At 69.6% G+C, this 13893-nt stretch carries 11 protein-coding genes; 5 read left to right on the top strand and 6 right to left on the bottom strand.

The genetic code is table 11. The features are described from left to right. Positions 1–100 precede the first annotated feature (100 nt). The gene (locus HEB94_RS49395; RefSeq protein WP_202896462.1) at positions 101–436 is read right to left on the bottom strand and encodes a DinB family protein; all 336 of its coding nucleotides are present in this window, start codon (positions 434–436) and stop codon (positions 101–103) included. 270 nt (positions 437–706) lie between these two features. Beyond that, positions 707–1294, bottom strand: a complete 588-nt coding sequence (locus HEB94_RS20810; RefSeq protein ID WP_192751446.1) for a DUF488 domain-containing protein — start codon at positions 1292–1294, stop codon at positions 707–709. Between the two features lie 308 nt (positions 1295–1602). Here HEB94_RS20810 and HEB94_RS20815 point away from each other — a divergent pair, with 308 nt between their 5' ends. From HEB94_RS20815 to HEB94_RS53650, 4 genes are all read left to right on the top strand, one after another. Continuing rightward, positions 1603–1989 carry a helix-turn-helix domain-containing protein gene (locus tag HEB94_RS20815; RefSeq protein ID WP_192751447.1) on the top strand — a complete coding sequence of 129 codons (387 nt, stop codon included), beginning with the start codon at positions 1603–1605 and terminating at the stop codon, positions 1987–1989. Positions 1990–2114: 125 nt separating this feature from the next. Further along, the gene (locus HEB94_RS20820; RefSeq protein WP_420481595.1) at positions 2115–3692 is read left to right on the top strand and encodes an IS1380 family transposase; all 1578 of its coding nucleotides are present in this window, start codon (positions 2115–2117) and stop codon (positions 3690–3692) included. A gap of 273 nt (positions 3693–3965) precedes the next feature. Next, positions 3966–4913: a GIY-YIG nuclease family protein gene (locus HEB94_RS20825; RefSeq protein WP_192751449.1), complete on the top strand. Its 948-nt coding sequence runs from the start codon at positions 3966–3968 to the stop codon at positions 4911–4913. 202 nt (positions 4914–5115) lie between these two features. Further along, positions 5116–6267: an ankyrin repeat domain-containing protein gene (locus tag HEB94_RS53650; protein ID WP_192751450.1), complete on the top strand. Its 1152-nt coding sequence runs from the start codon at positions 5116–5118 to the stop codon at positions 6265–6267. A gap of 48 nt (positions 6268–6315) precedes the next feature. Here the strand turns inward: HEB94_RS53650 and HEB94_RS20835 are convergent, their stop codons facing one another. After that, a complete protein-coding gene (locus HEB94_RS20835; RefSeq protein WP_192751451.1) occupies positions 6316–7227 on the bottom strand; it encodes a GNAT family N-acetyltransferase in 912 nt (303 codons plus the stop codon). Between the two features lie 201 nt (positions 7228–7428). Continuing rightward, positions 7429–9318, bottom strand: coding sequence for an ABC transporter ATP-binding protein (locus tag HEB94_RS20840; RefSeq protein WP_192751452.1), 1890 nt, complete (start codon positions 9316–9318; stop codon positions 7429–7431). 404 nt (positions 9319–9722) lie between these two features. Here HEB94_RS20840 and HEB94_RS20845 point away from each other — a divergent pair, with 404 nt between their 5' ends. After that, the gene (locus HEB94_RS20845) at positions 9723–10976 is read left to right on the top strand and encodes an IS110 family RNA-guided transposase (protein WP_337917869.1); all 1254 of its coding nucleotides are present in this window, start codon (positions 9723–9725) and stop codon (positions 10974–10976) included. A gap of 17 nt (positions 10977–10993) precedes the next feature. Here HEB94_RS20845 and HEB94_RS20850 read toward each other — a convergent pair whose 3' ends face one another. Further along, positions 10994–12727, bottom strand: a complete 1734-nt coding sequence (locus HEB94_RS20850) for an ABC transporter transmembrane domain-containing protein (RefSeq protein WP_192751453.1) — start codon at positions 12725–12727, stop codon at positions 10994–10996. A gap of 254 nt (positions 12728–12981) precedes the next feature. Continuing rightward, on the bottom strand, positions 12982–13842 hold the full coding sequence (locus HEB94_RS20855) for a Tat pathway signal sequence domain protein (RefSeq protein ID WP_192751454.1): 861 nt from the start codon (positions 13840–13842) through the stop codon (positions 12982–12984). Positions 13843–13893 lie beyond the last annotated feature (51 nt).

The raw sequence follows: 13893 nt of genomic DNA on the forward strand, positions 1-13893 counted from the left end.
CCGGCATCGGTCGCGTGCGTGGCAGCCCGCGCCGGTAGCCGGATCGCTCGCGTAGGAGGCGTTGCGAAGCCCCACTCGCGGGAGTTCTGGAGATAGGTCGCTACTGCTCGTGGACGTGCGGGTCTCGACCGAGCAGGGCGATCAGCCGGTCCTGGAGGTCATCGGAGTGCGTGTGCACCGGTGGGGCGACGATTCCAGAGCTCTGCCAGTGGGGGACGTTCTCGCTGGCGTAGGGCCAGAGCGCCGCCACGATCTCGCGGGAGAGCCGCTCCTCGAGTCCGGCGCCGCGGGCGAGGTCCCAGGTGTGCGCGATGGTGTCCAGCAGCAGCTGCCAGGCGTACTCGTCGGCGGAGGTGTCGCCGAAGGAGAGGTGAACGGTGACGTGGTCGGGACCCCTTCCCAGGCCGCGACGGACACCGCGCTCGCGGCGTCCCATGCCTCGACCGGGTTCGCACCGAGCACGTCGCCGGCGTAGACGTCACCGACCTCCTCGATCGTCTCGCCGATCAGCAGGTGCGGTGCCCACAGGTGTTCCGCCGTCACGTGGTTGACGAGCGCCCGGGCCGACCGGTCGGTGCACTGGGTCGGCACGGACCACCGGTTCGTGGGTACGGCGTGCACGCGTTGGGTGAAGCTGTCGGCCGCGTCGGGCATCAGTCGCCGGGCCAGCCCCTTCTCCCACTTCTTCCTCGACCACCTGGGCACGTCATGCCTCCCGCGCCGCCGGTGAATCGTCAGTCGGTGCGTCGTCGAAGGCGCTCAACTGTCCGTTGTCGTAGACCAGCAGCCCGTCCGGTCGGAGGCGAACTCCGGCGGTCGGCTGGTGGTCGACCAGCGTCCCGTCCGGCAACAGGTGGTGAACCTCGACACCGCGCGCGAGTTGGAGGAAGTCGGCGATCATCCTGCGGTGACAGCGCCACCACAGGCTCTCACTGCACATGATCGCCTCCGCTTCGGCCGCGGCGCCGGTGAGGAGCGCGTCGACGGCGACCAGGAAGTCCTCGGTCCGCATGTGTCCGGCATATGCACGGAAGGAGGAGTTGCGCCAGACCACATCGGGCGAGTCAGGGGCCAGCTTTCGGAAGCCGCCGAGCCGCTTCTCCCACCGGTAGGAGATCCCGTGGAGGGGGAGCCAGCGCTCGAGTTCGCCGCGACCGACGTGCGGACTGCGCCGGCTTCCCGGCGCCGTGCGCACGTCGACGACCGAGTGAACACCCGCGTGTGTGAGAAGAGCCGCGAGGTCTGCCTCGGTGGCGGTCCCGTGCCCGAACGTCGTGATCGACGGCGTATCCATCGCCCCCAGCTTCCGTGTCCCCACATTCGAGTATGCGCCGGACGGAGCGAGATCCGGTCGCGGCGGAACCCACGCATTCTTTCCCTAAAGAGGTCGACCGGAACCACCGCGGGAACACCGCGGCGGCGATCGCGGGTTGTCTTGTCGGACTTCGAAAGATGTGAAGGAGAGCTGCCACGACGTCTCGAGAGGAAGCTGTTCGCAGGTGCGTCACCTGCGGCGTCGAACTCCACCCCGAACGCGCGCAGAAATACGACTACTGCACCGCGCGGGAGTGCCAGAAACAAAACGCCAAGGGCCTGACGATCGTGGCGGTCGGCGTGAACAAGGCCGCCGACCAGTTCCAGGTGCTCGACGAGCGCACCCGCGAGGAGATGGCCAGCGGCAAGTACCACGACCAGCGCCGTGCGACGTTCGGCCGGCCCGCGCGTCCCGCGACGGTGACCCCGGCCCCGACCACACCGAGCCCACCGAAGTCGACGGCGACTCCGGCGACCCCGCCGACCTCGGCAACGTCGGCCCGGCCCGGACGGCCCGCACCGCGTCGTACGCCGTGGACGAGGTCGCAACAGCGGCTCACCCTGCTCTACAACGAGCAGGGGCTGCGACCCGACGACATCGCCCGGAAGGTCGGCCTGACCCGGTACGCCGTGACCCAGATCATCCTGGCCGCGAAGAACCGCGGAAAGCTCTGAACCACTAGCCCTTGACCAAGCGTGTCGGCTGGGCTGGATGGCCGTTTTCATAGGCAAAGGCCTTATCTTGCTGGGTTAGCGCTCACAACGCAGTCCGGCAAGAAAAGGCCTTTGTGGTGAAGAAGATATCGCATGTTCAGAGTCGGCGGAACGCGGCGCGTCGACGACGCCGGGTTGCGGCGCGTCACGGGTTGGCGGGGCACTGGGGCGAACAGCCGTCCCCGATGCTGGGCTCGGGGACTGTGTCCTATGAGGTCGGCGGGAACCTCGACGCGACTTGTTTCGGCGGGATCGCCGCGGTGCACCGGCTGGTGACCAAGCTGGGCCTGGTTGACCAGATCAACGAGGGTCTGCACCTGTTGAAGGTGCACCTGCCCTACCACGAGTCCGACCATGTGCTGAACCTGACCTACAACGTGATGTGTGGCGGCACCCGCCTGGAAGACATCGAACGACTCCGGCACGACACCGCCTACATGAACGCCTTAGGCGCGGACCTGATCCCAGACCCCACCACGGCCGGGGACTTCTGCCGCCGCTTCGCCGAGACCGATGTGGTGGAGTTGATGGAAGCGATCAACGCGGTCCGCCCACAGTTGTGGGCGGGTCGGGGAGGCGATCTGCTCGGCCCACTCGCCTACATCGACGCCGATGGCACGATCGTCCCCACCTCCGGGCGCCGTAAGGCCGGCATGGACATGTCCTACAACCGGATCTGGGGGTATGCGCCGCTGATCGTGTCGCTGGCCAACACCAAGGAAGTGCTCTACCTGGTCAACCGGCCCGGCAACGCCCCCAGCCACCAGGACGCGGCGACCTGGATCGACAAGGCCATCGACCTCGTGCAACCGCACGCACCACGGGTGTGTCTGCGCGGTGACACCGACTTCTCCCTGACCGCCCACTTCGACCGCTGGGCGGCCCGGGTCGACTTCGTCTTCGGCATGGACAACAACCACGCGCTACGAACCCGCGCCGAGGCGCTGGCCGAGACCTGCTGGACCCGGCTGCATCGAGACGCCACCGCCCAGAACGCCACCGCCCAGAACGCCACCGGCCAGAACGCCGCCGGCCAGAACGCCGCCGGCCAGAACGCCGCCGGCCAGATCCGGGCTCGCCGGGACAACCACAAGCAGGCCATCGTGGCCGAACGCGGCTACCTCAACCTGGAGCTCAACTACGAAGACGTCGCCTGCTTTGACTACCAGCCCGGCAAGTGCGACCGCTCCTACCGGGTGGTCGCGCTGCGCAAGAACATCAGCCGCAGCCGCGGTGAGCAGGTGCTCATCGATGAGGTCCGCTACTTCTTCTACATCACCACCCGCACCGACCTGAGCGCCGAACAGGTCGTGGCCTGCGCCAACCAGCGCTGCGACCAGGAGAACATCATCGCAAGCCTCAAGTCCGGCGTCGGCGCACTGCGGGTGCAGCTGCACGACCTGGTCTCCAACTGGGCCTACATGGTCATCGCCGCGCTCGCCTGGAACATCAAGTCCTGGTTCGCGATGATGATGCACCGCAAAGCTGACCGCCGCGACTACATCCGCATGGAATTCCGGCGCTTCTTCAACACCATCATCCTCATCCCCGCCATGGTGACCCGCCGAGCCCGCGCCATCACCATCCGACTCATCGGCTACAACCCCGCCCTGGACCGGCTCTTCACCGCCTGGAACACCACCGAACGAACCCGCTTCGGCTGACCCACCCCAACCCCCACCCCCGGCCCGACAGCGCCTCACACCGCCGACCACCACCGGCGGCGACCACGCCTGCCCAGACACCAAAAACCGGCGCCGAACACCCCCACACAGCCCCCGACCAGGCCACTCCGACCCCCCACCGACACCCTCAGACGTCCCACCGACACCCTCAGACGTCCCACCGACATGCCCGACACGACAGCCGACATGATCAAATCGCCTTCGGCCACCGCCATCGAGCCGACTCGCTTATTTGAGGACTAGCCTGGCTCGGTGCTGACGCCCGCGTCGACCGGCCCTCGACTTCTCGCCGCTCCGCTTCCGACCGGTCCGGGCGTCTACCGGTTCCGGGACGAGCGCGGGCGGGTTCTCTACATCGGCCGGGCGACCAACCTTCGGCGCCGGGTCGCCTCCTACGGTGGTGACCTGCGTGATCGTCGGCATCTCGCGACGATGGTGCGGCGTATCGCCGCCGTCGAGGCGGTCGCCTGCGACTCGGTCCACGAAGCGGCCTGGCTCGAACGCAACCTGCTCGAGCGCCGCCTGCCGTACTGGAACCGCACTCCTGGCGGAGCGGAGGTTCCGGTCTATCTGCGTCTGGACGCGAGAGTCGGCTCGGCCGGTCTGCGGGTCGTCCACACCGTGGCGGAGCGAACCGGCGTACGACACTTCGGTCCGTACCTCGGCGGCGTCAAGGTCAGGTTGGCGGCGTCCGCGCTGCACCGCATGCTGCCGGTCGCCTACGCGAACGACGGTCTGCGCGGGACCGGTCGTGAGCTCGCGCGGCTGGCCGGTGTCGACCCGGGGGACCGTGAGTCCCTGCTCGCCGCTGTGGCGGCGGTCCTGGACCGGGACCAGCTCGCCGTCACGAGCTTCGGCGAGTCGCTGGCCCGCCGTCGAGACGCCGCGGCGCGGGAACTCGCGTTCGAGTTCGCGGGCAAGCTGCAGGCCGAGATCGAGGCGGTCGCGTGGGTGGTGAGTGAGCAGAAGGTCACCTCGGCGCGGGCCGAGAACCTCGATGTCCACGGCTGGTCCGATGGCCTCCTGGTGAAGTTCGAGATCCGCGACGGCCGGTTGCAGGACTGGCGTCAGCGCCGCTGTGGGGAGGCCACGGCGCGCCGACATCTCGCCGGCACACCACCGGCCTGGACGGCGTTCGCCCAACGCAACGCCGAGCTCGCCGCCCGGCTGGCAGGGGAGGACGTGGTGGCCGAGAGCTGACCGGTGAGCCCGCGTACGGGCTGGTCGGGCGCGTCGGGACGCACGCTTGGCCGGTGGGCCGCGGCGATATACGGTGTGAGTGCGCTTCGGGGCGCCTCCGGTCCGCGGAAAGGGCAGAGCCCATCCGAGATTCCACTGGTGGCCGACACTCCTCCTTTTCGGCCCGAGCACGCGGACACCGGGCGTGAGAGAAGGAGGCCTCGTGCCTACTCGTCCCCTCCCTGACAACCCCAGCCTCGAGCATCTGAAGAACCAGGCGAAGTCTCTTCAGCGCGGCGTCCGAGCCGGCGATCCGGTCGCGACCGCGATGCTGGCGGAGTTCTTTCCCCGAGACGCCGACGCTCCCGCCCGGGCCGAGGCCGGCGGCGACGGTTGCAGCCTCACCGAAGCCCAGGTCGTCATCGCGCGCAGTTACGGCTTCGCCAGCTGGGCCAGGTTGCGTGGCCACCTCGACGTCGTCGCCACCTACTCCCGCTGGCCCGAACCCGTGGACGACCTTCCGGAGTCGCGGTCCGGCGACCCCGAGGCGCTCGCCGACCACTTCCTCAACCTCGTCACGCTGTCCTACACCAAGGACACCCCGGAGCGGGCCGCACACGGCGGGCGGCTGCTCGCGGCGCGCCCGGAGATCGCGAAGGTCGGTGCCCACACCCTGGCGGCGGTCGGTGACGTCGTGGGTCTGCGAGAACTCCTGCACCGAGATCCGGAGGCGGCACGGCGTACCGGTGGGCCCTTCGACTGGGAACCGCTGCTCTACCTGTGTTACTCCCGGTTCGCCGCGCGGGCGACCGGTGGCGGATCGGTGGCGGCGGCCGTCGTGCTGCTCGAGGCCGGAGCGGATCCGAACGCCGGCTACCTCTGGCGTGGCCTGACCTCACCGTTCACCGCGCTGGCCGGGGCGTTCGGCGGCGGGGAGCAGTGGCAGGCGCCCCACGAGGACAGCCTGGAGCTCGCCCGGGTCTTGCTGGCGGCCGGGGCCGATCCCAACGACAACCAGACTCTGTACAACCGGATGTTCGCTCCCGCGAACGACCACCTCGAGCTGCTCTTCCAGTTCGGGCTCGGTACGGACGTCGACAGCCCGTGGCGAGCCCGGCTGGGCCACACCTACCCGTCCCCGACGGGGATGGTCGAGGAGCAGCTGCGGTGGGCGGCCGCGCACGGGATGGAGGAGCGGGTACGGCTGCTGCTCGCACACGGCGTCGACCCGGACGGGCGGGGCTACCACCCGGCCTACGGCGACCGTACGGCCCTCGCCCTCGCACTCGGCTCGGGCCACCGGGAGATCGCCCGCGAGCTGCTCCGGGCGGGCGCCACGGCCACGGGGGTGGACGGGCTCGGCGACCTCGGCTAGGCGCCGTCGACAGGCCGCCCGTCAGTAGTTGGCCATTCGGCCAGACGGTCAGTCGGCCCCGCCCTTGGTCTCGGACGGGCGCAGCGGCCCGGCGACGCCCACCTGGTGCCCGTCGGGCAGCTCGAAGGTGAAGTCCCGCCGGTACCACGGCTGGTCGGTGAGCGGCGTGACCACGCCCAGCCCGGCCCGTACGGCACGGGCGTGCGCGTGGTCGGCCGGCGAGCCGACCTCGACGCTGATGCGGGTGGGGGAGAGGGTTCCGTCGGCCTGGACGACCTCCAGCCCGGGCGCTCCGGACCAGCGCGTCAGTGCCAGCTGGACGAACCGCGGTGGTTCGCCCAGCGCGAGGACCTGGTGCAGGCCCAGGATCTCCACCAGCAGCGCCGCCGTCGCCGGGACGTCCCGGACCGGCAGCACCGCGCGGACACCGAGCACGTCGGGGTCGCGAGGGACGGCGGCCCGGGCCATGACGACGTTCTGGGCGGTGCGGTCGGCGTACCCGCGGGGGAGGCGTCCCGCCTCGTCCAGTCGCGCCCGGCGGGCGACGCCGAGTGAGCGGGTGTTGCGGCTGTCGATCCACGCCTCCACTCCGTCGATCCCGGGCTGGGCGAGGAGGTGGTCCACGACGACCGGGGCGGCCTCGCCCATGAGGCCGCGGCCCCAGTGGTCGGGCCGCATCGACCAGCTCAGCCCGCGGATGGTGGTGCCCTGGTCGAAGAACAGCCCGATCGTCCCGATCGCCGCGTCGTACGGCCGCAGCCGAAGCACCCACGTCCAGCCGCCGTTCCCGGTGAGCACCTGGTGGAGCCGCTCGCGGGTCTCGGCGACGTCCCGCGTCGGCCCCTCGTCCACGTCGAACTCGTACGTCGCCGGGTCGGCGAGCATCGCGTGGAGGCTCTCGGCGTCGCGGTCGGGGTCCAGGGGGACCAGCTCGAGACGCGCGGTGCGCAGCGGGCGCATGGTCGTCCTCCCGATGAGGTGGCTGGTCCATCCACGGTGCCGACCGGCGTTCTGGTCCGCCAGGGGGTCCCGGTCCGCAGGGGGGCGGCAGGCAGGGGCAGGACTCGGAGGAGCCGGACGACCTCCGCGTGGGTCCGGTCGCACCAGGACGGTGCGCCGGACCCACGCGGTGGGTCGCCGGTCAGTCGCCGCGGTCGGCGATCAGTCCACTTCGGCGAGCGCCTGGGCGAACTGCGCGGCGTACAACCGGGCGTAGGCCCCGCCGCTGGCCAGCAGGTTCTCGTGCGTGCCCTGTTCGACGATCTGGCCGGACTCCATCACGAGGATCACGTCCGCGTCCCGGATCGTCGAGAGCCGGTGGGCGATGACGAAGCTGGTGCGGCCGGCCCGCAGCGACGTCATGGCGTGCTGGATGAGCACCTCGGTGCGGGTGTCGACCGAGCTGGTCGCCTCGTCGAGCACCAGGATCGACGGCTCGGTCAGGAACGCCCGGGCGATCGTGATCAGCTGCTTCTCGCCGGCGCTGACGTTCGAGCCCTCCTCGTCCATCACCGTCTCGTAACCGTCCGGCAGGGTGCGGATGAAGCGGTCGGCGTGGGTGGCCTGGGCCGCCGCCACGATCCGGTCGTGCGAGACGTTGTCGACGCCGTACGCGATGTTCTCGGCGATCGTCCCTCCGAACAACCAGGTGTCCTGCAGGACCATCCCGATCCGCCCGCGCAGGTCGTCGCGCGACATCTCCGCGATGTCCACGCCGTCCAGGGTGATCCGCCCGCCGCTGACCTCGTAGAAACGCATCAGCAGGTTGACCAGTGTGGTCTTGCCGGCGCCGGTGGGTCCGACGATGGCGACGGTGTGCCCGGGTTGGACGGTCAGCGAGAGGTCCTCGATGAGCGGCTTCTCCGGGTCGTAGCGGAAGGAGACGTTCTCGAACGCCACCCGCCCGGTCACCTGCCGCGGGTGCGACGGCGAGGCCGGATCGGGCTCCTGCTCCTCGGCGTCGAGCAGGTCGAAGACGCGCTCGGCGGAGGCGACTCCGGACTGCAGCAGGTTGGCCATCGAGGCGACCTGCGTGATGGGTTGGCTGAACTGCCGGGAGTACTGGATGAACGCCTGGACGTCACCGAGGGACATCGTGCCGGACGCCACCCGCAACCCGCCGAGGACGGCGACCAGGACGTAGTTGAGGTTCCCGATGAAGAACATCGCCGGCTGGATCAGACCGGAGATGAACTGCGCCCGGAAGCTCGAGGCGTACAACGCGTCGTTGTGCTCGGCGAAGGTCTGCGCGGCCTCCTTCTGCCGCCCGAACACCTTGACCAGCGCGTGGCCGGTGTACATCTCCTCGATGTGGGCGTTGAGCTTGCCGGTCGTCGCCCACTGCTTGATGAACTGCGGCTGTGCCCGCTTGCCGATGATCGCGACCACGACGACCGAGACGGGCACGGTCACCAGCGCGACGAGCGCGAGCAGCGGCGAGATCCAGACCATCATCGCGAGGACACCGATGATGGTGAGCAGCGAGGTGACGATCTGGCTGAGCGCCTGCTGCAGGGTCTGGGCGATGTTGTCGATGTCGTTCGTGGTCCTGGACAGGAGCTCACCGCGCGGCTGCTTGTCGAAGTAGCTGAGCGGCAACCGGGAGAGCTTGGTCTCGGCCTCCTCGCGCAGCCGGTAGGCCATCCGCTGGACGACGGTCGTCGTCATCCGGCCCTGGCCGAGGGCGAAGAAGGACGCGACGACGAAGATCGCCAACACGCCGAGCAGGACCATGCCGACCTGGTGGAAGTCGATGCCCTGGCCGGGTACGACGTCCATCGAGGAGAGCATGTCGGCGAGCTTGTCCTCGCCGCGCGCCCGCAGACCCTCGACCGCCTGCTCCTTGCTGGTGCCGGCCGGGAGTTGCCGACCGACGATGCCGGCGAAGATGAGGTTGGTGGCGTGGCCGAGGATCTTCGGGCCGAGCACCGAGAGCCCGGCACTGAGGATGCCGAGCGCCAGGACGCCGAGTGCGATCGCGCGTTCGGGACGCATCATCGCGAGGAGCCGGCGGCTGGAGCCACGGAAGTCCATCGCCTTCTCGGTGGACATTCCGCCACCACGGAAGGGACCCGCGCCTCCGGTCGGCCCGAGACCGCGCCGCGGCGGGCCGGACGGAGCCTTCTGACCACCTGGAGCGGCGTCGGCACCACCGGGACCGGGGCGCTCGCCGTTCGTGGCCGCCTGCGCCGGTGGTCCGGCCGGCCCGGGCCGCGTCGGATCGCCCGACTGGCGTTCCTTCATGCTCATTAGAGGACCATCCCTTCTGCAGCCCTCACGGGTAGGGTTGTGACCTCTCGGTCCCGGTGGGTGCATGGCCAGTAATGCGAGCTGTTCGACGGCCAGCATGAGTTCCGCCAGCCCCGCCGGGCCGAGGTCGTCTGATCGGCTTCAGGGACACGCCCCGCAGAGGGCCGATTAATGAGCTCCCGGCAGACGACCTCACCACCGGGCAGGTGCTCCTCGAACCGCCTTGGAGTACGACGCAGGTGTTCATCGGATGGGATTGGGCGAGCGAAACCCATGACGTGACCGTCATGGACGACACCGGCAAGCGCATCGACCGGTGGGAACCGGCCCACACCGAGGAAGGGTTCGCCAAGACCCTGGCCCGACTGCGCAAGCACGGCAACCCGGCCGGCCTGCCCGTGGCCATTGAGACCACCCGGGGCCTGGCCGTCGACCGGCTGCTGGCCGCCGGGCACCCGGTCGTGCCGGTCCACCCGAACGCCTTCCACGCGATGCGGGCGCGCTGGGGCGCTTCGAAGGCCAAGACAGATGCCGGCGACAGCATGAAGCTCGCCGATTACCTGCGCACCGACGGCCACTTGCTGCCGAGGCTGGAGCCCACCGAGCAGGCCACCCTCGACCTGCAGGCCCTCGCGCGTCAGCGGGCCGACCACGTCGAGGCCAAGGTCGCCGCCGTCAACCAGCTCGCCGCGCTGCTGGACGAGCATTGGCCCGGCGGCAAGACGGTCTTCGCCAGCCTGGACAGCGACATCGCCATGGCCTTCCTGGAGCGGTACCCCACCCCGGCCTCGGCCGCCAGGCTCACCGCGGGGCGCCTGGAAGCCTGGTGCAAGCGCCGCGGCTACTCCGGCAAGAAGCCCGGAAGCGTCCTGATCGAACGTCTGCGCGCCACGCCGAAGGCGGCCTCGCGTCTCAGCGAGGCGATAACCGGGCAGCTGGTCCGCGTTCAGGTCCAGCTCGTGCAGGGCATCCGCGGAACCATCCGCACACTGGACAAGGCCATCGCCGAGGCCACCGAAGCCCACCCCTACGCGCCGCTGTTCGCCACCATGCCGCGCATCGGCAAGGTCAGCCTCGGGCAGGTCATCGGGGAGATCGGCCCGATCCTGGAACGCGCTCAGACCTGCGAACAGCTCATCGCCGAGGCCGGTGTCGTCCCCGTCACCCGCGCCTCGGGCAAGTCCCGCACGGTCGCCTTCCGCTTCGCGACGAACCGCCGAGCCCGCGTCGCGCTGACCACCTTCGCCGACAACAGCCGCCACGGCAGTACCTGGGCAGCGAAGATCTACAACGACGCCAGAGCCCGCAAGAAGCGACACCCCCACGCGATCCGCATCCTGGCCCGCACCTGGCTGCGGGTGATGTGGGCCTGCTGGCGCGACGGCACCTGCTACGACCCCGCCACCCACCAGGCCAACAGGAAGATCAACACGCCCGCGGATAAGCCTCTCGCGACATAGGGGTTGACTCAGGAAACTCATGCGGCCTCCTGCTCGGTGAGCTGGGAGAGCACGATCTCCCGGTAGGTCTGGTTGTTCTCCATCAGCTCCGCGTGGGTGCCGGTCCCGACGACCTTGCCCTCGTCGAGGACGATGATCCGGTCGGCGTTGCGGATCGTCGACACCCGCTGGGCGACGATGACGACCGTCGCGTCACCGGTCTCCTCACGGAGCGCGGCCCGCAGCGCGGCGTCCGTCGCGTAGTCGAGGGCGGAGAAGGAGTCGTCGAAAAGGTAGACCTCGGGCCGCGCGACCAGGAGCCGGGCGATGGCGAGCCGCTGGCGCTGGCCACCGGAGACGTTGCTGCCGCCCTGGCCGATCGGCGCCTCGAGCTGCTCGGCCATGTCCTCCACGAAGTCGCGGGCCTGGGCGATCTCCAGCGCGCGCCAGAGGTCCTCGTCGGTCGCGTCCGGGTTGCCGTAGCGCAGGTTGGAGGCGACGGTTCCGGAGAAGAGGTACGGCTTCTGCGGTACCAGGCCGACGGTCCGGGCGAGGACCGCCGGGTCGAGGTCGCGGACGTCCACCCCGTCGACCAGCACAGTGCCGCCGTCGGCGTCGAAGAGCCGAGGAATGAGGTTCAGCAAGGTGGTCTTGCCACTGCCGGTGCTCCCGATGATCGCGGTCGTCTCACCCGGTCGGGCGACCAGGTCGACACCGGAGAGGACGAGCTCCTCGGCACCGGGATAGCGGAAGTCGACCTGGCGGAGCTCCAGCTGACCGTGCCCGCGCAGCTCCCGGACCGGCGACGGGGAGAGCCGGACGCTGGACTCGGTGTCGAGCACCTCCTCGATGCGCTCGGCACACACCGCGGCGCGCGGCACCATCACGAACATGAAGGTGGCCATCATGACCGACATCAGGATCTGCATGAGGTAGCTGAGGAACGCCGTCAGGGCGCCGATCTGCATCGAGCCGCTGTCGATCCGGTGCGCGCCGAACCACATGACGGCGACGCTGGAGAGGTTCATCACCACCATGACGATGGGGAACATCAGCGCCATCAGCTTGCCGACGCCGAGGGAGACACCCATCAGCTCGGTGTTGGCGCCGGCGAAGCGCTGCTGCTCGTGGCGGTCCCGGACGAAGGCGCGGATCACCCGGATGCCGGTGATCTGCTCGCGCATCACCCGGTTGACGGTGTCGATGCGTCCCTGCATGGAGCGGAACAGTGGGTGCATCTGCCGGATGATCAAAGCGACGGACACGATGAGCACCGGCACGACGACGAGGAGCAGCGCCGACAGCGGCACGTCCTGGTTCAGCGCCATGATGACGCCGCCCACACACATGATGGGGGCCGACACCATCAGAGTGAAGGTCAACAGCACCAGCATCTGCACCTGCTGGACGTCGTTGGTGGTGCGGGTGATCAGCGAGGGCGCACCGAAGCGGCCGACCTCACGTACGGAGAACTCCTGCACCCTGGCGAAGATCGCGGCGCGTACGTCCCGGCCGAGAGCCATGGCGGTCCGGGCGCCGAAGTAGACGGCGGCGGCCGAGCACAGGATCTGCAGGAGCGTCACCGCCAGCATGAAGCCGCCGGTGCGCATGATGTAGCCGGTGTCACCCTGGACGACTCCGTTGTCGATGATGTCGGCGTTCAGGGTCGGGAGATACAAGGTGGCGAGGGTCTGCACGAGCTGCAGCACCACGACCAGGAGGATGGTCCCGGTGTAGGGCCGCAGGTGCGCGCGCAGGAGTCGGATCAGCACGCGGGCCTTCCTGGGGTTGGTCGGGAGGAGACGGTCGAGGGCACGAGCCGTCGACGGCGGGCCGCGTCCTCGCGGCAATCTATGCGGTCAGGCGCGATGGGTCATTCCTTTTACTCGCTCATGGCTTTCACCGCCAGGGTCGGCGGCCAGGAAATAATGACCCGCCCGGCTGAGAGACCCCGCACAGATCGCTGTCAGGACGAACTCGTGGTGTGCTGCGACGACATCGCCTGGTGACCAGGCCGGCCGGCTGGTCAGAGGGTGGGCGTCGCCTCGGGTGCCTGGACCAGTTGGTAGCCGCGCATCCGGCGGATGAGCAGGTAGCAGTCTCGCAGGGACCCCGAGGTGTCGCCGAGAGAACGGTAGATGCCCCACTTGGGTCGCACCCGGTCGCCGAGGAACGTGTCGACCCCGTCGAGGCCGGCGTCCAGGACGGTCCGGCCGTCGCTTCGGATGATCCAGCGGACGCCGCCGTCGGTACCCTCGCCGATCCGGATCCGGTAGTCGATGTCGATCCAGCTGTCCTGCAGGGGTTCCAGGTCGGTCCGTCCGACCAGGAGATCCGGCTCGAAGATCTTGTGCTCGATCGTCTGGCGGCCCTCGACCCGGCGCAGCGAGGTCACGGTGATCGGTCCGGTACCGAGCCCCGGCATCTTCGTCTGCATGATGTGGGTGAAGGTCGTGGTGGCCCGCAGCGTGCTGGGGATGTACATCGCGTACGTCACCCGCCAGCTCTCGCCGAGCCGCCACTCCAGCTGGGGCCCGCCGGCGGGAGTCCGCATGCCGGTGACCTCCTGGCGCTGCCGGTCGGTCGAGGTGTCGCGGTCGACCAGGTGCATGTTCCACCGGAAGTTGTTCTGCTCGACGAAGATGTGCGGCGCCGCCTCCGGATGGGAGTCGGCCCGGTCGTCCTCGAGCGTCTCGAACGCCGCCAGCCCGTCGCGGGCCGGCTCGGGTGCCCATCGCAGCCGCCACCTGCCCGCGGCGCCGTCCGAGGCGTCGGGTCCGGCGGCTTCGGCCGCGGAGGGAAGGGCGGCCGACGACAGGGCGGCAGCGGCGACACCGCCCGCGGCCGCGCCGAGGACCGAACGCCGGGGAAGAGAAGAGTTGCTCACGACCTCACCTCACGAACGTCGTTCCGGTGCTTGGTAAGCGCTATCCGCAGC

This window comes from Actinopolymorpha pittospori, assembly GCF_014873875.1.
In the GTDB taxonomy this organism is placed as follows: Bacteria; Actinomycetota; Actinomycetes; order Propionibacteriales; family Actinopolymorphaceae; genus Actinopolymorpha; species Actinopolymorpha pittospori.

Excerpts from the sequence above, each read along its gene's own strand:
- HEB94_RS49395 (WP_202896462.1), bottom strand. The coding sequence starts at position 436 with ATGGGACGCCGCGAGCGCGGTGTCCGTCGCGGCCTGGGAAGGGGTCCC.
- HEB94_RS20810 (WP_192751446.1), bottom strand. The coding sequence starts at position 1,294 with ATGGATACGCCGTCGATCACGACGTTCGGGCACGGGACCGCCACCGAG.
- HEB94_RS20835 (WP_192751451.1), bottom strand. The coding sequence starts at position 7,227 with ATGCGCCCGCTGCGCACCGCGCGTCTCGAGCTGGTCCCCCTGGACCCC.
- HEB94_RS20840 (WP_192751452.1), bottom strand. The coding sequence starts at position 9,318 with ATGTCCACCGAGAAGGCGATGGACTTCCGTGGCTCCAGCCGCCGGCTC.